This is a genomic window from Falsirhodobacter deserti (assembly GCF_004015795.1).
Taxonomy (GTDB): domain Bacteria; phylum Pseudomonadota; class Alphaproteobacteria; order Rhodobacterales; family Rhodobacteraceae; genus Falsirhodobacter; species Falsirhodobacter deserti.
In genome coordinates, this window is the sequence record NZ_ML137218.1 from 760,698 (window position 1) to 782,356 (window position 21,659).

Here is a 21,659-nt window from a genome sequence, read left to right on the forward strand (position 1 = left end):
GACGTGACTGTTTTCAAGAAGCTACTTGTAGCGAACCGTGGTGAGATTGCGATCCGTGTTTTGCGTGCGGCGAACGAGCTTGGGAAGCGGACGGTTGCTGTTTACGCCGAGGAGGACAAGCTTGGCCTTCACCGTTTTAAGGCGGACGAGGCGTATCGGATCGGCGAGGGGCTGAGCCCTGTTGGCGCGTATCTATCGATCCCCGAGATCATCCGCGTGGCGAAGATGTGCGGGGCGGATGCGATTCATCCCGGTTATGGCCTTTTGTCGGAGAACCCTGACTTCGTGGAGGCGTGCGATGCGGCGGGCATCGCCTTTATCGGGCCGAAGGCGGACACCATGCGTGCCCTGGGCGACAAGGCCAGCGCGCGCCGGGTGGCGATCGAGGCGGGGGTGCCCGTGATTCCGGCCACGGGGGTCCTGGGCGAGGATTGGGACGCGATCCGGGCCGAGGCGGCGCAGATCGGCTATCCGCTGATGCTGAAGGCCAGCTGGGGCGGGGGCGGTCGCGGGATGCGGCCCATCCATTCCGAGGCGGAGCTGGTGGAAAAGGTGCGCGAGGGCCGGCGCGAGGCGGAGGCGGCCTTTGGCAATGGCGAGGGGTATCTGGAAAAGATGATCCAGCGCGCCCGCCACGTGGAGGTGCAGATCCTTGGCGACAGCCATGGCAACATCTATCACCTGTTCGAGCGGGACTGCACGGTGCAGCGGCGCAACCAGAAGGTCGTGGAACGCGCGCCCGCGCCTTATCTGACCGATGCGCAGCGGGCCGAGGTGTGCGATCTGGGCCGCCGCATCTGCGCCCATGTCGGCTATGAATGCGCAGGAACGGTGGAGTTCCTGATGGACATGGACACGGGGCGGTTCTTCTTCATCGAGGTGAACCCCCGCGTTCAGGTTGAACACACCGTCACGGAAGAGGTGACGGGCATCGACATCGTGCAGGCGCAGATCCGCATCGCGGAAGGCGCGACGCTGGCCGAGGCGACGGGCGCCGCCTCGCAGGACGACATCCACCTGTCGGGCCATGCCGTTCAGTGCCGCGTGACCACGGAAGATCCGCAGAACAACTTCATCCCCGATTACGGCCGCATCACCGCCTATCGCAGTGCCACGGGCATGGGCATCCGGCTGGATGGGGGCACGGCCTATTCCGGATCGGTGGTGACGCGGTTTTACGATTCGCTTCTGGGGAAGGTGACGGCATGGGCCCAGACGCCCGAGGCCGCCATTGCCCGCATGGATCGCGCCTTGCGCGAATTCCGCATCCGGGGCGTTTCCACCAATATCGACTTTGTCATCAACCTGCTGAAGCACCAGACCTTCCTGTCGAACGAATACACAACGAAGTTCATCGACACCTCGCCTGAGTTGTTCCGGTTCAGCCGGCGCAAGGACAGTGCGACCAGGATCCTGACCTATATCGCCGACATCACGGTGAACGGGCATCCCGAAACCGCCGGCCGCCCCAAACCGGCCGAGGCGAAGGCGCCGCGCCCGCCGCAGCCCGGGGGGCCGCCCCCGCCCGGCACCCGCACCCTGCTGGAGGCGAAGGGGCCCAAGGCCGTGGCCGACTGGATGCTGGCGCAGGACCGGCTGCTGGTGACCGACACGACCATGCGCGACGGGCACCAGTCGCTGCTGGCCACGCGCATGCGGTCGGTGGACATGATCCGGGCCGCGCCCGCTTATGCTGCGCACATGGGCGGGCTCTTCAGTGTGGAATGCTGGGGCGGGGCGACGTTCGATGTCGCCTATCGCTTCCTGCCGGAAGATCCCTGGCAGCGCCTGCGCGACATCCGCGAACGCTTGCCCAACGTGATGACGCAGATGCTGCTGCGCAGCGCGAACGGGGTGGGTTACACCAATTATCCCGACAACGTGGTGCAGGGCTTCGTGGCGCAGGCGGCGGCCTCGGGCGTGGATGTGTTCCGCGTGTTCGACAGCCTGAACTGGGTGGAGAACATGCGCGTGGCGATGGATGCCGTGGTTCAAAGCGGCAAGATCTGCGAAGGCACGCTCTGCTATACCGGCGATATCCAGAACCCCGACCGGGCAAAGTATGACCTGGGCTATTACGTGGCGCTGGCGCGCGATCTGCGCGATGCGGGTGCGCATGTTCTGGGGGTGAAGGACATGGCGGGCGTTCTGAAGCCGGCCGCCGCCCGCATCCTGATCCGCACCCTGAAAGAGGAGGTGGGCCTGCCGATCCACTTGCACACCCATGACACCGGCGGGCTTGGCGGGGCCACGATCCTTGCCGCGGCCGAGGCGGGGGTGGATGCGGTCGATGCCGCGATGGACGCCTTCTCGGGCGGGACGTCCCAGCCGCCGCTGGGGTCGATCGTGGAGGCCCTGCGCGGCACGCCGCGCGATACCGGCCTGGATATCGCCGCGATCCGTGCGATCTCGAACTATTGGGAACAGGTGCGCGGGCAATATGCGGCCTTTGAAAGCGGGCTTCAGGCCCCCGCCTCCGAGGTGTGGCTGCACGAGATGCCGGGGGGCCAGTTCACCAACCTCAAGGCGCAGGCGCGCAGCATAGGGCTGGAGGATCGCTGGCACGAGGTGGCGCAGGCCTATGCCGATGTGAACGCCATGTTCGGCGATATCGTGAAGGTCACGCCGTCCTCCAAGGTGGTGGGGGACATGGCGCTGATGATGGTGGCCCAGGGGCTGACCCGCGCGCAGGTGGAGGATCCCGCCGTGGAGGTCAGCTTCCCCGACAGCGTGGTGGACATGCTGAAGGGCAATCTTGGCCAGCCGCACGGGGGCTGGCCCGAAGGGATCATGAAGAAGGTGCTGAAGGGGGCGCAGCCCTCCACCGCCCGTCCCGGCGCGCATCTGCCGCCCGTGGACATGAACGCCATGCGCGCCAGGCTTGCCGCCGAGATCGGCACCGAGGAGGAGCCCTTCGTTCCCACGGACGAGGATCTGCAGGGCTATCTGATGTATCCCAAGGTGTTCGCCGATTATGCGCGCCGCCACCGCCAATATGGCCCCGTGCGCGTTCTGCCCACCCGCACCTTCCTTTACGGGATGGCCCCGGGAGAAGAGATCGAGGCCGCGCTGGACGAAGGCAAGACGCTGGAAATCCGCCTGCAAACCGTGGGCGAAACCACCGATGAAGGCGATGTGCGCGTGTTCTTCGAGCTGAACGGCCAGCCGCGCGTGATCCGCGTGCCCAACCGCGCCGCCGCCGCCCGCACCGCCCGCCCCCGTGCCGCGGCCGGCAATCCCGACCATATCGGCGCGCCCATGCCCGGCGTCGTCGCCACCATCGCCGTGCAGCCGGGCCAGAAGGTCAAGGCCGGAGATCTGCTTCTGACGATCGAGGCGATGAAAATGGAAACCGCCCTGCACGCCGAACGCGACGCAACCGTGAAAACCATCCACGTCACGCAAGGCGCACAGATCGACGCAAAAGACCTGCTCGTGGAACTGAAATGAGAGTTACGTTCAGGCCAGAGTTCGCGATGATATCCTTGCCCTGATCCACGTTTTTCCTGATTTGATGATTGCAGGCGACAGTGTTGCCTCAATCCGAAGCTTCATCTGCCGCTCGTCCTGATCCGGCCTTGGATCAAAGAGGTGGATGGCGAGCATTACGTGCCGGCCGGCGCTTCGGGCCATGCCTTCATGGAAATGGACGCGGGAACGAGATCGTCGGCTGCAAGCTGAAGAAGTAGGGGAAAGGCGGGCCGGTCGGCCTGCCTTTCTTATCTGTTGCGGGCCATGAAGTCGGCGGCCCCGCCATCCCCCGCATCAACGAAGGTGATGTCGTCGGGTGCGCGACGGGGGCTGTCGATAGAGAGGAATACCACCGGTTCCTCCAGGATTTTCGGCAGGGCGTGGATCACCTTGCGCTGAAAGAACAGCAGGTGGCCGGGGCCGAACTCGGCCTCGGTTGCGGGGTCTTCCATCCAGAAGGTGCCGCGTCCCGACAAGACATAAAGATACTCGTCGCACCCATCATGCCAATGCGGCTTCACCCCTTTGTAGGCGCGGAAGACGCGGCAGCTCGCCTCCTCGCGGTCCACAAGATATTCATCGGCCAGCATCGACTCGGAGGTTTCGGGCAGAAGCCTTGCAATCTCGGCGGGGATGAAACGTGCAGATTTCTGGTTCATTACATCGCCTGTTCAAATAGAAGCGGCACGCGGCCCTTGGCCGAAAGCACTTCGGCATAGGCGCGGACCGGGGTGGGGAAGGGCAGGTCCTTCACGATGGAAAGCGACCGCAGGATTGGCCAAAGCTTGATGTCGCTGATGCCGATCTCGGTCCGGCCATCAACAAGCGGAGCCAGTGCCTCCATCTTCGGCGCGATCGCGGCAAGAAGGGCAGGAGTGTCGGACATCAGCGCCTCCAGATCACCGAAGGCCTTTTCTTCGCGCCTGCGATAGGCCTCGCGCGCTTCGGGGGTGGCCAGTTCCGCGAAGTTGCCCTTGGTGAAGCGGGGGATGAACAGCGGCAGCCCCGCCTTCCACAAGCCGTCGCCTGCCGCATCCAGGCGGGCATCTGGCGGGCCGTCGAACATGGGCACGCCCAAGCGGTCGACGCGATGCACGATGTCCAGGCTTTCGGCCATGTGCGTGCCGTCGTCCTTCTGCAAGATCGGGACCGCCTTCTTGCCGATCAGCCGCGTGGGCGTTTCGGCGTCGCCCTCCATGATGATCTCGGTGTCGTGCGCAACGCCCTTCAGCCCGAAGGCCAGCCGCGCGCGGGCGCAGAAGGGGCAATGCTCGTAAATGTAAAGCTTCACGCGCGCATCCCCGCGACCGGGGTCAACGCGATGACCTCGGAGGTTTCGATCAGGCCGGGGAGCTGTTCGTTGAACAGTTTCAGGATGTGCGGCGCATTCAGGTGGCGGTCCAGCAATTCGCGGCTTTCCCACTCCTCGGTCCAGACGAAGCGTGCGGCGTCCTCGGGATCGCGGTTCAGCTGGTAGGTGATGCAGCCTTCCTCGGCATGGGTGGGCGCGATGACGGACCGGAACAGCTCCTCCACCTTGGCCTCGTGGCCGGGTTTGGCGCGGAAAATGGCGACGACGGGAACAGTCATGGGGGGCTCCTCTAGGATACTCTGAAGTAACATACCGGAGGGTAACCTGCCGGTTGCGATTGGCAAGAGCATCGGGCAATCTTTGGCCAAAGGATGCCAGAAAATGCCCCAGCCCCTCGTTACACCTTCCCGCTCTGCTGAAACCCGCGCCCGCTTGCGGCGCGCCGCAATCGACGTGTTTGCGACGAAAGGCTACCACCAGACGAAGATCAGCGACATCGTTGCGGCCGCCGGCGTGTCGCAGCCGACCTTCTATATCTACTTTGCCACCAAGGAGGCGGCGTTCGAAACTTTGATCGAGGAGTTTCGCACATCTCTTCACGCGGCCACGGAGCAGTGCCTGATCTCTCCCGATATTCCCCCGGATGGGCTGCTGGATGATGTCCGCAAAAGCTTTGTCCGCTTCCTGACCGTTCTGACAGCAGACCCTGCGCTTACGCGCATCGGGTTCCTTCAATCGCCGGAAGGCGACGTCACAAGAGCGCAGATGATCGAATGGTCGATCAGGAACATGGAGCAGGAGCAGAAGGACGGTATCCTGCGAAGCGACGTGCCGGTTGCCTATCAGGCGCGGCTGGTTCTGGGCCTTCTGGAGCAGGTCGCAACAATGGAAGATGATCTGACGCTCGAGGAGCGTGCGGAAATCTGCGCAAGCCTTTTTTGCAGGGCCTTGTCGGCAAGAGCGGGGTGATCGAGCAGGCCCGGAGCACAGCCGTTTCGTTCGAAGCGGGACGATGCGGCAGCATGCGCGTTGAGCCGTGCAATCCAGCGCGGCCCGTTCCATGAAACCTATCGATGAAAGCGCACCTGTCCCGTCTGGTTGTCGCACCGCGGCCGAACTGGGCAGCTTCCGCGGTGCCGGCGACCGTCTGGGCATCGCGCCGTCGGCCGTCAGTCAGGCGGTGGCGGTGCTGGAGGCAGATCTGGCCGCCCCCTAAACTGATCGAACAAAGGGGGCGCAATGCCGGCAATCGCCGGTTGCGCATGATGAGGGGCGGGGCTAGGCTGCGCCCGCGTCAGAACATCAGGGTGTTCAGCATATTGAAGGTTCCCTGAACCTGTCTTGACTGCGCAAGGGGAGGCTTTCGATTGAACGCACGTCAACGGAACAACGTGAACGTAATCGGAGCGGGATCGAAGACCATCGTTTTCGCCCATGGCTTCGGCTGCGATCAGAACATGTGGCGCTTTGTCTGGCCGGCCTTTGCGGACGGCTATCGGATCGTGCTGTTCGACCATGTCGGATGCGGCAACTCCGATCTTCAGGCCTATGATGACGGCAAGTATGCCACTCTCGACGGGTATGCAGAGGATGTCGTGGAGATATGCCGTGCGCTCGGAGTCTCCGGCGGCGTTTTCGTGGGCCATTCGGTCAGCGCGATGATCGGCGTTCTTGCGGCGCGGCGGGCGGCGGATCTTTTCGACGACATCGTCATGGTCTGCCCGTCCCCGCGCTATATCGACGATGCAGGCTATACCGGCGGGTTCGCCGAGGCGCAGATCCATGAACTGCTGGATTTTCTGGACGCCAACCACATGGGCTGGTCGCAAACGCTGGCCCCCGTCATCATGGGGCGGCCGGATCGTCCGGAGCTGGCAGAGGAGCTGACGAATTCCTTCTGCAGCACCGATCCCGAGATCGCCAAGAAGTTTGCCCGCGTCACATTCCTGTCGGACAACAGGGCGGATCTTTCCGCCGTCACGGCCCGCTGTCTTGTTCTGCAATGTTCGGAGGATGTCATCGCGCCGCAATGCGTGGGTGAATACGTCCACCGTCAGCTTCCCAACAGCGAGTTCGTCCTCCTTCAGGCCACGGGGCACTGCCCGAACCTGAGCGCACCCGAAGAAACCGTGGCAGCGATGAAGGCTTTCCTCGGGGGCGGCAATTCGTGAGCGAGCGCTTCGCGAAAGACCTTGACGAAATTGATGATCTGGAGGACCTGTTCGAGCATGCCCCCTGCGGCTACGTCTCTGCCGGGGTGGACGGCCGCATCATCAAGGTCAACGCCACCTTCGCGGGCTGGCTGCGGCTGGACAAGGCGGATCTGATCGGTCGCCGGTTCCAGGACCTGCTGAACATCGTGGGCAAGATCTACTACGAGACGCACTTCGCGCCACTGCTGCGCATGCAGGGATTCTTCCACGAGGTGGCGCTTGATCTTGTTGGTGCGGACGGAACGAAGCTGCCCGTCCTTGTCAACGCGGTGGAGCGTCGGGACGAGGCGGGAAACATGCGCTTCACCCGCATAACCATCTTCAACGCATCGGACCGCCGCCAGTATGAGCGGGACCTTCTGGAGGCCCGCCGCGCAGCCGAAACGGCGAATGCCAACCTTCTGGAGCTGAACCGGACCTTAGAGGATCGCGTGGCGGAGGCGGTCGAGGCACGTGTGCGAAGCGAGGAAGCCCTTCATCAAGCCCAGAAGATGGAAGCCATCGGGCAGCTTACCGGCGGCATCGCCCATGACTTCAACAACATGCTGGCGATCATCCTGTCCGCCCTCAACCTGCTGGAACGGCGCCTTGCCAAGGGTGAGGATGTGGCCCCGTTGCTTGCCGCGGCAAGGGAAAGCGCCCACCGCGCCGCCAGTCTTGTTCAGCGCCTTCTGGCGTTTTCGCGCCGTCAGCCGCTGGCGCCGGAACCGCTGTGTCCGAACGACATGGTGCGGGACATGTCGGAGCTTCTTCGGCACACCCTGGGCGAGGCCGTCAGCCTTGAGGCGGTTCTTGCCGGGGGCCTTTGGCATGTCCATGCCGACAGGAACCTGCTTGAAAATGCCATCGTGAACCTTGCCGTCAATGCGCGCGATGCCATGCCCGCAGGAGGGCGCCTGACCATCGAAACGGCCAACTGCCACCTTGACGACGCCTATGCCGCCGAACATGCCATCAAGGCGGGCCAGTATGTGATGGTCGCTGTCACGGATACCGGGACGGGCATGACCGAAGAGACGATGCAGAAGGCATTCGATCCCTTCTTCACCACCAAGGAAGTGGGCAAGGGCACCGGTCTGGGCCTGAGCCAGGTGTTCGGCTTCGTGAAGCAGTCAAACGGCCATATCAAGATCTACTCGGAACTGGGGCACGGAACCACGATCAAGCTTTACCTGCCGCGGTTCTATGGGACCGCCAGCGCCCCGGCGCCCAAGGCGTCCAGCGATGTCACGCTTCCCTCGGGGCGCGAGGTCATCCTTCTTGTGGATGATGACGAACGGATGCTCTCGCTGACGGCCAGCATGCTGCGAGATCTGGGCTATGGCGTGGTAGAAACGGCGCGCGGGGCAGAGGCCCTCGACAAGCTTCAGGCCCACCCCGAGATCGAACTGCTGTTCACCGATGTTGTCATGCCGCAAATGAACGGCCCCGAACTTGCCAAAGAAGCACTTCGGCGCCGTCCCGGGCTGCGGGTCCTGTTCACCTCAGGCTACACGCGCAACGCTGCCGTCCACAATGGCATCCTCAATCCTGCAATGAACCTGTTGCAGAAGCCTGCAACCGTTGAACAACTTGCAAGGAAGGTCAGGGCCGCGCTGGACGATGAGCTTGATCCGCATCGCCACCGGTAAGCCGGCCACCCGGTCCGTTGACACTTCATCAGGAGCATTGTGTTAGGTAGGTCTGCTGCGCCGTGTTCATCAGGCCGTCCAGAAGCACCATGCCCAGCGGGCTTGCCGAAACGTCCGGCACCTGGCCAAGCGGTCCACGCTCTCGCAGCACCTTCATCAGCAGGTCGGGATGATACTGGCGCAGCATGGATCCGAAGACCATCGAGAAGGCCATGGCGCTTTGCCGATCCAAGCCGCCCATCGTCGTGACAGTGGGCACCGAAAGGCCTGAAATGCGCGCGACCTCGACCGGGTCCGCATTCTGGTTCGCCTCCATGGCGGCGCCGATCCTCTCGATCTCGTCGGCCGGGCGGGTTGCCACGGCGCCCTCGATCTCCCCCAGGGCGCTGCAATGCGCCTGTGAGAAGGCCATCGGCATACCGGCGGGCGGCAGCGTGGCGAACTGCGCGGTCGCAGGCAGGGCAAGTGCCAGAAACGCGGCTATGGGGAAAAGGATGTGACGCATCGGAAGATCCTGTCGGGCAAGGGCGGCTGCACATCCAGACATATCGTGGTGCCGGGGCGGAGGATATCGGCACGTGATCACATCCGTGTTTGCAGTGCGCTTTTGGACAGGGGCTGTGCCTCAGCCGGTCACCTTCTTCACGAACCGGGATTTCAGCCTCGCTTAACCGATCCCAGGGATCCTGCAGTCGATGTCATGGTCCCCGTCCACAAGGCGGATACCTCGCACCACGGTGACCGTGTCGCCATTACGCAGCACATTGCCGACACTGTTGCGGACATCGGTCGTCGGCTCCTTGCGCGGAGCTTGCGGCACGTGCGGGGGCATCGGAACTGCAGCGAAGCGACATCATCGCCGCCATCAGGGAACAGATCATGGACATGTCCTGAACCGGTGCCACCGTCTATGCGCGCGCTGTGCCGGTCCTTGCGTATACCGAGGCCTTTCGCGCGCGCATCGTTGCCGCCAGTCCTGAGGTGATCTCTTCTTTCAGGCGTCTCGTCAGTGCGTCATGCCGGACCCGCCGACGACTGCGATGTTATAGGGTTTGCCTTCGACCGGAACGCTTTGCGTTTCCTCCAGCGTGTCCGCCGCGATGATGTGCAGCGTGCTTTCGTTCGGGTCGGTCACAAGCACATGATCGCCGGCGACGGAAAGGCGGGGGCGCGGGTCGTTCCAGTGGCCGTCCATGGAATAGGGGCCGGTTGCTCGGTTGCTTGCCTCGATCTCGCCTTTCAGCAGGTTCACCCGGTGAAGGGTGCCATCCTCGGTCAGGACATAGGCGAACTGCATTTTGACAGGATCCATCACGAAATCAACGCGCCGGAAGGGCAGGGCGACGAAGGTGAAGTGCGGCTCCTCTGCCGGATCGATCATGACAAGACCGTCCGCGCCATAGTTGCCAAGGAATGCCTGCATCGACCGCGCACCAAGCAAGGTGCCCGTCTTGCCGTCCGGAAGATCGTCAGGATAGGGGAGCATGGCGTATTCCGGGCCCTCTGCCCCTTCCTTGACCGTCAGAACGCCTTCGTCACATCCCGCGGCAAGATACGCGCCCGAAAAGGCTTCCCCGTGGATGCCGGTGCAAGTCGCCAGGTCTCCCACGGCGTCACCGTTCCTGTTGAAGGCTTGCAGGCCCACGCGGGCGGGCGCTGCATCCCCTTCCACCGGTGCGTCCGACGCGACGGATGACAGGATCACGTCCCCGAATTCAACGGCGAAGCCGTGATGCGCGCGGGCTTGGGGGAAGCGGGTCATTTCGACCTTTCCGTCCCGCAGTGCGCTGTTGGCCAGAAAGGCGGCATAGCCGCCCTTGTCGAAGTTGATGGCGGTAAAGCTTCCATGCGCGACAACGTGGAAGGGGCGGGGGCCGGTCAGGGTCTCCGGGATCGCGGAAGGTTCCTGAACCGAAAGGTCGGAGTGGTCCCCATGCGTGGCAAGGCTTACACCGCTGTTCAACAGGTTCACCTGATCGTCGTCGGATTGCACGGCGATGATCGTGCTGCCGCCGGCGGCAGGATAAAGCTTCGACTGACCCTTGGTGTCGAAGGTCCAGCGCGTGTCCGGTGTGTCCAGATCAAAGGCAGTGATCGTTGGCGCTTCATGGTCGCCAATGAAAACGCGCCACACCGTGCGGGTATCGTCCGCGAAAGCCGGCAGGGCGAAAGCCAAGGCAGATACAAGGGTCAATGGGTGAAAGTGTTTCATCAATCTCTCCGGTGGAACAGGGTGGCGCAGTTGTCAGGTGCTGAACCAGATCAGCGGGGTGCCCCGCTCACGCCCGGCTCTGTGCGATCGGCCGGCACCAAGCCGGGTGGTGACGGGCAGTCCGGCGGATAAGCTGGGTGGGCGCGGCATGTGACCTTGGGGGCTTAGGGGGTGATAGCTGCTGGCAGGACCGACTGGCTGGAATCGTATGTAACGTAATAACGTATCGTATGCCAGAGGAAGTAGTTTTCGACAATGCGCGTGACTGCGTTGGCCTGCCGCCTCGGCAACAGGACAGGCTGCGCTGCTATGCGACGAAGATATGCCACCCGCGCCGGACGAGTAATCCTCTGGAGGAACGCCCCGATTCCCGGTTTGCCTCAGATGCGGAACTTTAGCTTCTTCTGAAGCTTGTTTGCTCACGCGTTGGCAATGTAACCGACGCCTCGCTGGATATTTGAGGAGGATCCGGTATGACGATCAAAAAGATTTGCTGCGGTGCGATCGTATCGCTTGTTCTGTCATCGGCCGCGGGCGCACAGACGACGACGGTCACGACAACCACCGATACCACGGCGCAATCCAGCGCTGTAGGCGGCGGCATGGGCGCGGCAGTGGGTGCAGTGGTCGGGGGCCCTGTAGGTGCCTTGGTCGGGGCTGCGGTCGGTGGTGTCGGGGGGGCTGCTGCCGATCCCGGCCCGCAGGTCACGACCTATGTCAAAACGAACCCTGTGCAACCGGTGCAGCTGACCGGCGATCTGGTGGTGGGTGCCGGGATCCCGCAAAATGTTGTTCTGACGCCGGTGCCCGAAAGCGAGTTTTCCTATGCCTATGTGAACGGCGTGCCGGTCATCGTGGAGCCGCAGCAGCGCACCATCGTTCAGATCGTGCAATAAGCCGCAGGATCGATCATGCAGCGGCCCTTCCGGGGCCGCTGCTTCCACCATCCATGCGCTGCGGCGGCACATCCAGCTGGCCGCCTTGATTGCGGCGCCGCTATGGGTGCGTCATCTCCGGTCCGATCGGAACGATGCCCGTCGGGTTTATCTGGGGGTGGCTTTGGTAATAATGCTGCTTGATGTGGTCGAAGTTCACCGTCTCGTCCACGCCCGGCAGCGAATTGAAGGCACGCAGGAAGCGGGACAGGTTGGGGTAATCGGCGATCCGGCGCAGGTTGCACTTGAAGTGGCCGTGATACACCGGGTCAAAGCGCACCAGCGTGGTGAACAGGCGGATATCGGCCTCGGTCACCTGATCGCCTGCAAGCCAGTCATGTTCTTCCAGCAGATCCTCCAGCCAGTCCAGCGTTTCGAAGACGGAGGTGGCGGCCTCTTCATATGCCTGCTGGCTTGTGGCAAAGCCTGCGCGATAAACGCCGTTGTTAAGCGTCGGATAGATGCGGCCGTTCAGCGCGTCGATCCTGGTCCGCAGGGAAAAGGGGTAGTAGTCGCCCTTAAGCGCGCCCAGCCCGTCGAAGGCCGAATTGAACATCCGGAGGATCTCGGAGGATTCGTTGGACACGATCGTGCCCCGCACCTTGTCCCACAGGACCGGCACGGTGACCTTTCCGGTATAGTGCGGATCGGCGGCGGAATAGATCTGGTGCAGGAACTTCGCCCCCATGATCGGATCGTCCGTCACGCAGGGACCGGGTGCGAAGGTCCAGCCCTGATCGCCCATCAGCCAATGGGTGACGGACAGGCCAATCATCCCCTCCAGCCCCTTCAGGCGCCGCAGGATCGTCGCGCGATGCGCCCACGGGCAAGCAAGGCTGACATAAAGATGATATCGGCCCGCCTCGGCCGGAAAGCCCCCTTCGCCGCTGGGACCGCCGGCACCGTCAGCAGTGATCCAGTTGCGGAAGCTGCTGTCAGCACGCTGGAAACGCCCGCCTTCCCCTTTGGGAATAACAGGCGTACTTTGCCATGTTCCGTCAACAAGCTGTCCCAAGGCGATCTCCTTCGCGATGCGGGTTCGGGTGGGATGTAGAGGCCGCGGAGCCGGCGTCGATCCAAGGCTCATGACAGTTCCGTCACCGGGGTTTGCAGCCCTGTCCACGGCACGCGCAGTCGATCGGGCCTTCAACGGTGGTTGACAGCGCGCAACCATGGGAAGAGTAGTGCCAGTGGCAGCCGCCCCGGCAGGTGATTGTCCGCCTGATCTTCGCGATGGATCCGGCAGGGCAGGGAACGCGACGGATTTATGACATTTGCACTCGAATATTCTCGCTCGCGCTGCTAGGCCCGAAGAGATCAGGAGCATGAACCATGTTGCAAAAGATCTGGACCAATGTGATTGCACTGATCCTGCGTCGCCCATCGCGGTATCAGGTTGCGGCGCTGTGCTGGCGCGAGACGGGCAGCGGGATCGAGGTGCTCCTCATCTCCTCCCGGACGACCAGGCGCTGGGTCTTGCCCAAGGGCTGGCCGAAGAGGGGCCTTGACGGGGCCGGCACCGCGATGGAGGAAGCCTGGGAAGAGGCCGGCATCAGCGTCGATGATCCCAAACCAGTCAGGATCGGCCGCTATGCCTATCGCAAAAGGCTGGAGGGCGATGTGCCCGTGCCTACGATGGTCGATGTCTATGCGATCCATGTCAGCGGTCTTCTGGACACTTTTCCCGAAGCAGGCCAGCGCGACCGCCAATGGTTCCCCCCCGAAGAGGCTGCAAGCCTTGTGCATGAACCTGAACTTGCAACCCTGCTGCGGCAAAGCGCCCGCCTGATCGCCACACCTTCTTCCTGACGCCCCACTTTCTGGACTGACACAATGACTAATCTAAACGACCCGCCGCAGCGCGAGCCGGGTTGGCACGTTCTTGACCGCGACCTCAATCGTATCTCGCGGGTTGAATACGCCACAGCTTATGTATCGCAGCCGCTTGTGGCGGTGGGGATGGCAATGGTGTTCGTGGCCCTTGCCGCGCTTTGGGCCGCGCTGGTCGAAAGCAACCAATCGGGCCAGCTGATCGTCGTCGTCGCCTCGGCCTTCGCCGCCTATCTGGCGCTGAACATCGGCGCGAACGATGTGGCCAACAACATGGGACCTGCAGTCGGTGCGAACGCGCTGACGATGACGGGCGCGCTGATCGTTGCGGCGATTTGCGAAACTGCGGGCGCGCTGATCGCGGGCGGCGATGTCGTGGACACCATCGCCAGCGGCATCGTGGCCCGCGAAAGCCTGGCGGACGGTTCGGTGTTCGTGATCGCGATGATGGCTGCGCTGCTGTCATCGGCGCTTTGGCTGAACCTTGCGACATGGCTGGGCGCGCCGGTTTCGACAACGCACGCGATCGTGGGCGGCGTTGCCGGCGCTGGCATCGCTGCGGCCGGCTTCGGCGCGGTGGACTGGCCGGGCATCGTCCTCATTGCAATCAGCTGGGTCTTCTCGCCTGTTCTTGGGGGGGCGATGGCGGCGGGTGCGCTGTGGGTCGTGCACAGGCTGGTGATCGATCGTCCCGACAAGATCGCAGCGGCCCGCAGGTGGGTGCCGGTCCTGATCGCGGTGATGGCATGGGCCTTTGGCACATACCTTGCGATGAAGGGGCTGAAGCATGTCTTCGCGGTTTCACTGGGGCAGGCGATGCTGCTGGGCCTGGCCTGCGCGGTGCTGGCCTGGGCGGGCGCCAAACCCTACATCCGGCACCAGTCGAAGGGGCTGGAAAATCGCAACAAGTCCCTGAAGGTTCTTTTCCAGGTTCCCCTTGTCCTGTCTGCCGCATTGATGAGCTTTGCACACGGGGCGAATGATGTGTCGAACGCCATCGGTCCGCTTGCGGCCATCGTGTCCTCGCTGGGCCATGACGGTGCAGGTGCCGGTGGTGCGGTTGCGATCCCCCTGTGGGTGATGGTGATCGGGGCGCTTGGCATCTCGGTCGGTTTGATGCTGTTCGGCCCGCGGCTTATTCGCATGGTCGGGGACCAGATCACCAAGCTGAACGCGATGAGGGCCTATTGCGTGGCGCTTTCGGCGGCGGTGACGGTTATTGCGGCAAGCTGGCTTGGCCTGCCCGTAAGCTCCACCCATATCGCGATCGGCGGCGTCTTCGGTGTCGGTTTCTTCCGCGAGGCGGTGGAAGCGCGCCGCATGCGGCAAATGGCCGACACGATCGAACTGCCCGACATGGCGTATGAGGAACGGCAGCGCCGCAAGCTGGTGCGCCGTTCGCACTTCATGACCATCATCGCGGCCTGGATCATCACTGTTCCCGCCACGGCGCTGGTATCGGGCGGCCTGTTCATGATCCTGAACAAGCTTCAGGCGTTTCCGGTCGATTGACCCTTCGCATGGGTGCGGGCGGGCCCGCACCCATGCGCGGGCCCTGTTGCACACCGCGGTCAGCTGGGCGCCGGACCCATGCCGATCCGCACCAGCCAATCTTCCAGCAGGTCGGGCCAACGGGCAACGGGAAGCTCGCCCGCTTGGCGGATCCCGAAGCCATGACCGCCATCGCGGAAGATATGCAGCTCGGCTTTCACGCCCGCATCATGCAGGGCGGAATAGAAACGGATGGCATTTTGCGGCGAAACGGAAGGGTCATCATCCGCGAAAGCGATGAAGGTTTCGGGCGCGCTTCCTGTCACGTGCAGCTCGGGCGAATAGGCTTTCTTGTCGGCTTCTGTCGGTGCCTCCCCCAGCAGGGCAGTGCGGGACCCTTCGTGGACTGGCCCGTCCAGCATCGTGACAACGGGATAGATCAGCGCGCCGAAATCCGGCCGTGCGGGAAGATCGTCCGCGCCGTCCACGGGATCGTAAAGTACCCGATCATGCTGCGCGATCAGGGTTGCACCAAGGTGTCCCGCCGCCGAAAAGCCCAGAAAGCCGACGCGGGCGGGATCCAGCCCCCAGTCCTTCGCGCCCTGACGCACAAGGCGGACCGCCCGCTGACCATCGGCCAGTGGCGCATCGGCCCCGTCCTCGTGCCCCTCTGCGGGCAGGCGATAGGCAAGAAGGAACGAGGTATAGCCCTTTTCGGCCAGCGCCTGCGCAATCTCGATCCCTTCCTTGTCCAGAACCACACGGCGGTATGATCCGCCCGGCGCAACGATGATGGAGGTTCCGTTCGGTTTGTCCGGAAGGAACACCGTCAGGGAGGGGTTGGCGATATCCGTCAGGGCCCGATCGGCGCGGAACAGGCTCTCGCTCCGCTCCACGATGGTCGGCTCCGCATTCGGCAAGGTGCCTGCGCGCTGCGTTGGCCAAAGGTTGATCCGCTGCTCATGTTCCAGCGTGTCTGCCATCGCGACTCCTCCTGCAAGGGCAAGTGCGATCAATGCGGCACCGCCCGATTTCAGAATGCTGTTCAAGATGTCTCCCCCCATCTTATGATGGCCGCCGGACACCCGCCTCCCGCAGGGCCCGGCAGGCCCGCAGCAGCAGCTTCCGACATGTGCCGCGATCCGTCAACGCAAAGGGCGGGCAAGCGTCAGACGCGTCAATCCTGCGAATTTTCCGAACGGTTGCGCACCCGAGACGGGTAGGTAATCACCCCCCAAAGATAGAAGCCGATGATCGCCAGAACGACCGTGGTGGAGATGGGGTTGAGCCATTGCTGAACCCTATCGTACTGCGATTCAAGGATATAGCCGGTCAGCGTCAGTAACGCTGTCCAGATGAACGTTCCAATGGCAGAGAAGATCAGGAACTTCCAGAACGGCATGAATGCCAGACCTGCCGGAATGGAGATGACGGTGCGGATCGTGGGAAGCAGCCGGCCGAACAGGACGGCGGCGCCGCCATGGCGTTCGAACCAGCCATTGGCCTTGTCGATATCGGTCGAGTCCATCATGGAGAACCGGCCCGTCCGATCTGCAAGCCGTTTGAGCCGCGGAAGGCCGAACTTCAGCGCGACCCAGTACCAGATCGACAGCCCCAGCAGCGATCCCACCGTTCCTGCGGCGATGGTGGCCCAAAGGCTGCCGGATCCGTTGGCAACATTGAACCCTGCCAGCGGCATGATCAGTTCCGATGGGATGGGAGGGAACACGTTTTCCATGAACATCATGATCGCGACGCCCCAAATGCCGGTCGCTTGAAGGAAACCCGTTATGAAGTCGAACATGATCCCCGCCAATCACTTGATGCGTGTGCCGCAAGCCGGTCAGGTGATCGTGCCAGCAAGCTGATCGCACAGATGTAGGGCGGTGGCAGGCATGACAAGAAAACCGGCCTAACCGGCAGGCCCGCGTGGCATCAGCTCATAGGGATGTCGCCATCCGGGAAGGCCCGCAATCCGGTCAAGCCATGCCGACGTGGCGGGGCGCTGGTCGCGCATGAAGGTGAACGGTTCGGGATAAAACAGATACCCGCAGCACGAGAAGTCGGCGATGGTCGGGCCGTCGCCGGCAAGCCATTCATGGCGCGAAAGATGGGCTTCAAGCACATCCAGCGACGCAGCCGCCCGGCCCGAAAGCCACGAGATCGTCTCGGCCGAACGCTTCGCTTCGGGAAGGAAATTCATCATGAAGCGCAGCGGCCCGAACTGGCCCGACCCCTTGCTGACATCCCAGAAAAGCCAGCGCATCACCTCGCGGCGGTCTGCATCGGTCCGGCCATGGAACTGTCCCGTCCGCTCTGCGATGTGAAGCTGGATCAGGCAGGACTGGGTCAGGGTCAGATCCCCCTCCACAAAAACCGGCACCTCGCCCATGCCGTTGATCGCGCGAAACGCTTCGGTTTTCGTGCCACCGGTGAAGAAATCCACCCAGACCGGTTCCCACGGATAGGAGGCAAGGGTCATGGTCAGCGCCGCCTTATAGGCGTTTCCGCTTTCGCCAAAGCAGTAAAGTTGTGCGGTCATCGGCTCGGCCTCCTCCAGATCGGTAATCTGCGGCGGTCCTGCGGGCTGCCACGTTCCTGAAGTGTAAGGCGCTTTCCTATCGGTGCCACTGCCGAACTGCCAAGGCCGGATCGGGGGCAAAGTAAAAGGCCCGGCGCGATGCCGGGCCTTTCGGTCTTAGTTGCTTTCGCCCATCTGGCCGACCGACCAGAACAGCGTTTCGCCCGAGCTGTCATCGACGCCGTCATTGTCGGTGACGACCCAGCCTTCACCGGCGGCATTGATGGCAAAGCCTTCGACCTTGTCCACGATGTAACCGTTCAGGGCCCGAAGATCGGGGATCAGGTCGCGAACCTCTTCCTTGGAAACAACGGGAAGGTCCTCTCCCAGTGCGACCGGCTCCAGCTCCGAAACGGGGAAGCGGTAAAGCTTCTTCACCTTCGCGGCTTCACCGATCAGGTTGTCACGCTCGATCACATAGGCCCAGTCGCCGTTGATCGTCAGCTCCGACAGGCCCATCCAGCCTTCGCCCTTTTCTTCCAGCGGATAGGCAACGGCGCCCCATTCCTTGGCATCAAGGTCATAGGAAAGCAGCTTCACCTGTCCTTCGGGATCGTCACCCCATTCGCGCTGAACGGCAAGCCACAGGCGGTTGTCCTGCATCGCGATGCCTTCGAAGCCGAAGCGCTTTTCATGCGCCACCAGTTCGGCGGGAAGGCCGATCTCTTCCTTGATCTCGCCCTTTGCATTCACGTGATAGATTGCGTGCGGGATCAGCCGGTCGGTGCGCCCTTCGGAGGCAAGCCAGAAGCCGCCTTCGCCATCGGTCGTGATGCCTTCAAGGTCCAGTTTCTGGGCCGGGTGGCCATTGCGCGTCACCACCGTCTTATGGGTGATGCGCGCGGGCGTTTGCGTGGTGTCGATCGTGAAGATCGCCGGTTGGTTGCCGTAAACGCTGTCCGAAACGGCGTAAAGCTGGCCTGCCTCGTTCCCCGCGACCAGACCCGAAAGGGCGCCCCAGCCGATCAGTTCATCCGCGCCGGCCGATGTCAGCATCGGATAGGACGGCGCATCCGCACCGCCTTCGAACACCATCACATGCGCGCGTGCAGCGCCATCTTCGCCAAGGTCGGCCTCGTTCGCGGAAACCAGCAGGTTGCGCGACGGGATGGCAACCAGGCCTTCGGGGCTGATGCCCGAGGGCAGCATCTGCGTCAGTTTCGGATTTGCCAGATCCGTCACGTCATAAACGCCGATGACCGACGCCCGCTCCGAGACGACGAAGACATAGGGCGTGCCGTTGAAGGTCGCAGCCTCGATCGACTCCGGCTCCACGCCTTTGGCGTCAGAGCGTTTCTCGGGGTAGTGACCGATCTCGATCACGGCATGTTCGAAGGATGCGCCGGAGTCGTAAACCACCGTGCCGTCGCGGTGGAAGATCGACCAGCCGCGCGAGCCGCCTTGGTAATCGCCCTCGTTCGCGGTGGCGAAATGGTCGTTGTCGATCCACTTCACGCCATCGGGTTCGCGGGGAACGTCTTTCGCCGTGTCGGTGAACGACAGCTCGCCATTGTCCTTGGTGTCGATGTTTTCCAGCGTGACCGTGCCCGCGCTGAAATGCGAAACCACCTCGCCATCGGTGCCGATCACCGCGATGTGGTTGTTTTCCTGCATCGTGACGACGATTTCGCCCGCATCATTGATGGAAACGAATTCCGGTTCGGGATCTTCCCCGCCAATTTCGGCAAGGCCGGTCATGTCGATCTTCTGCATGCCGTCGCAATCAAGCTCGCCATCCGTGACGGGCAGCTTCACCACGAAACCGGCGGGCATCTGGGGCAGGGCGCCGTCGTTCAGATCCTCGTCGCGCTGGTTTTCGATGGCAATGGCAAGGAAAGAGCCGTCCTTGGCCTTGGCGACCGAATCCGGCTGGCCGCCCAGATCGCAGGATTCCAGAACTTCTTTGGTTTCAAGATCCAGCACGCGAAGCTGGCCCGAAGGGTCGGTGAAGCTGGCCGAAGTGTCGACGCCCACGAAGACGCGGTTTCCGATGATGACGGCCGTTGTCGGCTCTCCGTCCATCTCCACGTTGCCCAGCGGCTTGGGGTTCGCGGCATCGGTGATGTCGACAAAGCCCAGAACGCCCAGCGGGCTGTCGGAATAGACGACCGTGTTGCCATCCTCGGAAACCGAGATGATCTCGGCCGAGGTTTCTCGCGAACGGTCCTCGCCCTCGGCCATGTTGGCGGGCGTGGCGAAGGAGGCGATGCGGTTGAACGTCGTTTCGGCCATCAGCGGGCTGGCGGTCGCCAGTGCAAGGGCCGAAGTCAGTAGCGCGAATTTCTGCACGTTTCTGTCCCCAATGCGATTGTCAGCCGCACCAGTGACGCGACAAGGAAACAGAAAGATGACAGCGTGGCGACGGTTTTGTGTGCGTCACGCAGGCGGGTGCAGATGATCGGGAGTGGCGACCCCGGTAGGACTTGAACCCACAACCCAGGACTTAGAAGGTCCTTGCTCTATCCAGTTGAGCTACGGGGCCACATGCGCCCTTTTGCGACAGCCGCGCGGCGCACGCAAGGATTTAGAGCGCGAGCGTCATGAACGCGCTGTTGGGATCTTCGCGGTACGGCGGGAAGGGGGCGCAGTCCTGAAAGCCTGCGCGCGCGTAAAGCGTGCGGGCAGCAAGGAAGCTGGCCTGCGCGCCCGTTTCAAGACTGAGACGCAGGAACCCGGCCATCCTTGCTTCTGCCATCAGGTGGTCCAGCAGGGTGCGGGCAAGGCCACGGCCGCGTTCTTCGGCCAGAACATGCATGGACTTGATCTCGGCATGGCTGGCATCCAGTGCCTTGAACGCGCCCATGCCGATGGCACGGCCATCTTCGCGCATGACGAAGAAGCGGATGCCGGGACCGGCCAAAGCCTCTGCCCCCAGCATGTGGATCGATTCTGGCGGAGAGTCCGCATGCATCGCCTGATGATGGCGCTGCATCAGAAGGGTAAGGTCATCTTGAAGCGGGGATTCGGGCAAAATTGTCAACATTTTGTGATCCTGCATCGACCCTGCGCTTCAGGCAAGCACTAGCGACGTGCGATGATCCAGACAGCGTGCACGATGCCGGGGATATAGCCAAGAAGCGTCAGCAGGATGTTCAGCCAGAATGCCCCGCGCAAACCCACCTGCAGGAAAACGCCCAGCGGAGGAAGAAGGATTGCGATGATGATGCGTAAAATGTCCATCGCTGAAAGGTAGGTCCGCCGGCCGCCCCGTCAATGTCCGATACGGGCCAGAAAGGCGCAGATCGCGTCAGCCATCTCGTGGGGTGCGTCCAATGCCGGCAGGTGGCCCGATCCGCGCATCAGGCGGAAATCGGCACCGGCGATCAGCGCTGCCGTTTCCGCCACCAGATCGGGCGGGGTTATCGCATCGGCCGAACCGGCAAGCACCAGCGTCGGCAGGGTCAGCGTTGCGGTGGTGGTATAGAAGTCCGTCCCTTCAAGCGCCGCGGCCCCTGCGGCGTAGCCAGCCGGATCGCAGGCCGCCAGCATCGCCCGCGCCCGATCCGCCGCGGGTGAACAGCGGGCGGACAGGGCGAAGCTGCGGGCGATGACCGGCTCGACCAGCGGGGCCATTTCGGTGGCCGAGGTTTGCACCGCCCGCCATGCCGAAGTGGCGGGGATCTTCGCCGCGGTGTTGGCCAGAACCAGCCCCCGCACCAGATCCAGCCGCTTCACAGCCAGCCCCTGGGCCACCATGCCGCCAAGCCCCGAACCCACGAACACCGCATCGCGCAGATGCAGCGCATCCATCAGCGCTTCTGCATCGCGCACCAGCGCGCCCATGCCGGCCGCGCCGCCGCCCGACGCGCCATGCCCGCGAAGGTCATAGCGCAGGATGCGGCAATGGCGCGGCAGGCGGGGTGCGACCTGATCCCATATGGCTTGTGAAAACCCCAGCGGATGGGCCAGCACCACGGGCGGCCCGTCCCCTTCCGAGGTGTAGTGGATCAGCCTGTCGGACAGCGGCAGCACCGGCATCAGGA

21 protein-coding genes, 1 tRNA gene and 1 pseudogene are annotated in these 21,659 nt (G+C 63.1%); 8 read left to right on the forward strand and 15 right to left on the reverse strand.

Annotated elements, in window-relative coordinates:
- The first annotated feature begins 3 nt into the window (after positions 1 to 3).
- Positions 4 to 3,450: a pyruvate carboxylase gene (locus JX25_RS03840; RefSeq protein ID WP_128253768.1), complete on the forward strand. Its 3,447-nt coding sequence runs from the start codon at positions 4 to 6 to the stop codon at positions 3,448 to 3,450.
- A gap of 269 nt (positions 3,451 to 3,719) precedes the next feature.
- Here JX25_RS03840 and JX25_RS03845 read toward each other — a convergent pair whose 3' ends face one another.
- From JX25_RS03845 to JX25_RS03855, 3 genes are read right to left on the reverse strand one after another with little or no spacing between them, the layout of a single operon-like run.
- The gene (locus JX25_RS03845) at positions 3,720 to 4,130 is read right to left on the reverse strand and encodes a cupin domain-containing protein (RefSeq protein WP_128253769.1); all 411 of its coding nucleotides are present in this window, start codon (positions 4,128 to 4,130) and stop codon (positions 3,720 to 3,722) included.
- Positions 4,130 to 4,762, reverse strand: a complete 633-nt coding sequence (gene grxB / locus JX25_RS03850; RefSeq protein ID WP_128253770.1) for a glutaredoxin 2 — start codon at positions 4,760 to 4,762, stop codon at positions 4,130 to 4,132. Before grxB ends, JX25_RS03845 begins: the two co-directional genes overlap by 1 nt.
- Positions 4,759 to 5,061: a putative quinol monooxygenase gene (locus tag JX25_RS03855; RefSeq protein ID WP_128253771.1), complete on the reverse strand. Its 303-nt coding sequence runs from the start codon at positions 5,059 to 5,061 to the stop codon at positions 4,759 to 4,761. Before JX25_RS03855 ends, grxB begins: the two co-directional genes overlap by 4 nt.
- A gap of 103 nt (positions 5,062 to 5,164) precedes the next feature.
- Between JX25_RS03855 and JX25_RS03860 the strand changes: the two genes are divergently transcribed.
- The 4 genes from JX25_RS03860 (at position 5,165) to JX25_RS03875 (ending at position 8,627) form a co-directional block, all read left to right on the forward strand.
- A complete protein-coding gene (locus JX25_RS03860; protein WP_128253772.1) occupies positions 5,165 to 5,752 on the forward strand; it encodes a TetR/AcrR family transcriptional regulator in 588 nt (195 codons plus the stop codon).
- 91 nt (positions 5,753 to 5,843) lie between these two features.
- The gene (locus JX25_RS03865) at positions 5,844 to 5,999 is read left to right on the forward strand and encodes a helix-turn-helix domain-containing protein (RefSeq protein WP_164876046.1); all 156 of its coding nucleotides are present in this window, start codon (positions 5,844 to 5,846) and stop codon (positions 5,997 to 5,999) included.
- A 175-nt stretch (positions 6,000 to 6,174) separates the two neighbouring features.
- Positions 6,175 to 6,954 carry an alpha/beta fold hydrolase gene (locus tag JX25_RS03870; RefSeq protein WP_241557845.1) on the forward strand — a complete coding sequence of 260 codons (780 nt, stop codon included), beginning with the start codon at positions 6,175 to 6,177 and terminating at the stop codon, positions 6,952 to 6,954.
- Complete coding sequence (locus tag JX25_RS03875; RefSeq protein ID WP_128253774.1) at positions 6,951 to 8,627, forward strand: PAS domain-containing hybrid sensor histidine kinase/response regulator; 1,677 nt, start codon at positions 6,951 to 6,953, stop codon at positions 8,625 to 8,627. Before JX25_RS03870 ends, JX25_RS03875 begins: the two co-directional genes overlap by 4 nt.
- Positions 8,628 to 8,655: 28 nt before the next feature.
- Here JX25_RS03875 and JX25_RS03880 read toward each other — a convergent pair whose 3' ends face one another.
- The 3 genes and pseudogenes from JX25_RS03880 to JX25_RS03890 all read right to left on the reverse strand — a co-directional run bounded on the left by JX25_RS03880 (position 8,656) and on the right by JX25_RS03890 (position 10,839).
- Positions 8,656 to 9,132, reverse strand: coding sequence for a hypothetical protein (locus JX25_RS03880; RefSeq protein ID WP_128253775.1), 477 nt, complete (start codon positions 9,130 to 9,132; stop codon positions 8,656 to 8,658).
- Between the two features lie 162 nt (positions 9,133 to 9,294).
- Positions 9,295 to 9,414: pseudogene (locus JX25_RS03885) on the reverse strand (PhnA domain-containing protein); the annotation flags it as partial.
- 219 nt (positions 9,415 to 9,633) lie between these two features.
- A complete protein-coding gene (locus JX25_RS03890; RefSeq protein ID WP_128253777.1) occupies positions 9,634 to 10,839 on the reverse strand; it encodes a metallochaperone AztD in 1,206 nt (401 codons plus the stop codon).
- 473 nt (positions 10,840 to 11,312) lie between these two features.
- On the opposite strand from JX25_RS03890, the gene JX25_RS03895 reads away from it, so the two are divergent.
- Complete coding sequence (locus tag JX25_RS03895; protein ID WP_128253778.1) at positions 11,313 to 11,735, forward strand: DUF1236 domain-containing protein; 423 nt, start codon at positions 11,313 to 11,315, stop codon at positions 11,733 to 11,735.
- A 100-nt stretch (positions 11,736 to 11,835) separates the two neighbouring features.
- Here JX25_RS03895 and JX25_RS03900 read toward each other — a convergent pair whose 3' ends face one another.
- Positions 11,836 to 12,789, reverse strand: coding sequence for a glutathione S-transferase family protein (locus tag JX25_RS03900; protein ID WP_206611514.1), 954 nt, complete (start codon positions 12,787 to 12,789; stop codon positions 11,836 to 11,838).
- Positions 12,790 to 13,106: 317 nt separating this feature from the next.
- Here JX25_RS03900 and JX25_RS03905 point away from each other — a divergent pair, with 317 nt between their 5' ends.
- Together JX25_RS03905 and JX25_RS03910 are read left to right on the forward strand one after the other, a co-directional pair.
- Positions 13,107 to 13,583, forward strand: coding sequence for an NUDIX hydrolase (locus JX25_RS03905; RefSeq protein ID WP_128253780.1), 477 nt, complete (start codon positions 13,107 to 13,109; stop codon positions 13,581 to 13,583).
- A gap of 24 nt (positions 13,584 to 13,607) precedes the next feature.
- Positions 13,608 to 15,116, forward strand: coding sequence for an inorganic phosphate transporter (locus JX25_RS03910; RefSeq protein WP_128253781.1), 1,509 nt, complete (start codon positions 13,608 to 13,610; stop codon positions 15,114 to 15,116).
- 59 nt (positions 15,117 to 15,175) lie between these two features.
- Here JX25_RS03910 and JX25_RS03915 read toward each other — a convergent pair whose 3' ends face one another.
- From JX25_RS03915 to JX25_RS03950, 8 genes are all read right to left on the reverse strand, one after another.
- Positions 15,176 to 16,144 carry an alpha/beta hydrolase gene (locus JX25_RS03915; protein ID WP_206611515.1) on the reverse strand — a complete coding sequence of 323 codons (969 nt, stop codon included), beginning with the start codon at positions 16,142 to 16,144 and terminating at the stop codon, positions 15,176 to 15,178.
- A 128-nt stretch (positions 16,145 to 16,272) separates the two neighbouring features.
- Positions 16,273 to 16,899 (reverse strand): DedA family protein, encoded by a 627-nt coding sequence (locus tag JX25_RS03920; RefSeq protein ID WP_128253782.1) that lies wholly within the window; start codon positions 16,897 to 16,899, stop codon positions 16,273 to 16,275.
- Between the two features lie 108 nt (positions 16,900 to 17,007).
- A complete protein-coding gene (locus tag JX25_RS03925; protein ID WP_128253783.1) occupies positions 17,008 to 17,637 on the reverse strand; it encodes a glutathione S-transferase family protein in 630 nt (209 codons plus the stop codon).
- Between the two features lie 156 nt (positions 17,638 to 17,793).
- Positions 17,794 to 19,908, reverse strand: a complete 2,115-nt coding sequence (locus tag JX25_RS03930) for an esterase-like activity of phytase family protein (RefSeq protein WP_128255167.1) — start codon at positions 19,906 to 19,908, stop codon at positions 17,794 to 17,796.
- A gap of 173 nt (positions 19,909 to 20,081) precedes the next feature.
- Positions 20,082 to 20,158, reverse strand: a tRNA-Arg gene (locus JX25_RS03935).
- Between the two features lie 42 nt (positions 20,159 to 20,200).
- Entirely contained in the window at positions 20,201 to 20,659 is a 459-nt protein-coding gene (locus tag JX25_RS03940) for a GNAT family N-acetyltransferase (RefSeq protein ID WP_128253784.1), read from the reverse strand.
- A 38-nt stretch (positions 20,660 to 20,697) separates the two neighbouring features.
- The gene (locus JX25_RS03945) at positions 20,698 to 20,856 is read right to left on the reverse strand and encodes a YqaE/Pmp3 family membrane protein (protein WP_128253785.1); all 159 of its coding nucleotides are present in this window, start codon (positions 20,854 to 20,856) and stop codon (positions 20,698 to 20,700) included.
- 30 nt (positions 20,857 to 20,886) lie between these two features.
- A complete protein-coding gene (locus tag JX25_RS03950; protein WP_128253786.1) occupies positions 20,887 to 21,654 on the reverse strand; it encodes an alpha/beta fold hydrolase in 768 nt (255 codons plus the stop codon).
- Positions 21,655 to 21,659 lie beyond the last annotated feature (5 nt).

Bases quoted from the DNA above. Each gene is read 5' to 3' on its own strand.
- JX25_RS03905 (WP_128253780.1), top strand. From the start codon at position 13,107: ATGTTGCAAAAGATCTGGACCAATGTGATTGCACTGATCCTGCGTCGC.
- JX25_RS03950 (WP_128253786.1), bottom strand. From the start codon at position 21,654: ATGCCGGTGCTGCCGCTGTCCGACAGGCTGATCCACTACACCTCGGAA.
- JX25_RS03860 (WP_128253772.1), top strand. From the start codon at position 5,165: ATGCCCCAGCCCCTCGTTACACCTTCCCGCTCTGCTGAAACCCGCGCC.
- JX25_RS03940 (WP_128253784.1), bottom strand. From the start codon at position 20,659: ATGTTGACAATTTTGCCCGAATCCCCGCTTCAAGATGACCTTACCCTT.
- JX25_RS03925 (WP_128253783.1), bottom strand. From the start codon at position 17,637: ATGACCGCACAACTTTACTGCTTTGGCGAAAGCGGAAACGCCTATAAG.
- JX25_RS03855 (WP_128253771.1), bottom strand. From the start codon at position 5,061: ATGACTGTTCCCGTCGTCGCCATTTTCCGCGCCAAACCCGGCCACGAG.
- JX25_RS03930 (WP_128255167.1), bottom strand. From the start codon at position 19,908: ATGGCCGAAACGACGTTCAACCGCATCGCCTCCTTCGCCACGCCCGCC.
- JX25_RS03890 (WP_128253777.1), bottom strand. From the start codon at position 10,839: ATGAAACACTTTCACCCATTGACCCTTGTATCTGCCTTGGCTTTCGCC.
- JX25_RS03880 (WP_128253775.1), bottom strand. From the start codon at position 9,132: ATGCGTCACATCCTTTTCCCCATAGCCGCGTTTCTGGCACTTGCCCTG.
- JX25_RS03895 (WP_128253778.1), top strand. From the start codon at position 11,313: ATGACGATCAAAAAGATTTGCTGCGGTGCGATCGTATCGCTTGTTCTG.
- JX25_RS03910 (WP_128253781.1), top strand. From the start codon at position 13,608: ATGACTAATCTAAACGACCCGCCGCAGCGCGAGCCGGGTTGGCACGTT.
- JX25_RS03920 (WP_128253782.1), bottom strand. From the start codon at position 16,899: ATGTTCGACTTCATAACGGGTTTCCTTCAAGCGACCGGCATTTGGGGC.
- JX25_RS03845 (WP_128253769.1), bottom strand. From the start codon at position 4,130: ATGAACCAGAAATCTGCACGTTTCATCCCCGCCGAGATTGCAAGGCTT.
- JX25_RS03945 (WP_128253785.1), bottom strand. From the start codon at position 20,856: ATGGACATTTTACGCATCATCATCGCAATCCTTCTTCCTCCGCTGGGC.
- JX25_RS03865 (WP_164876046.1), top strand. From the start codon at position 5,844: ATGAAACCTATCGATGAAAGCGCACCTGTCCCGTCTGGTTGTCGCACC.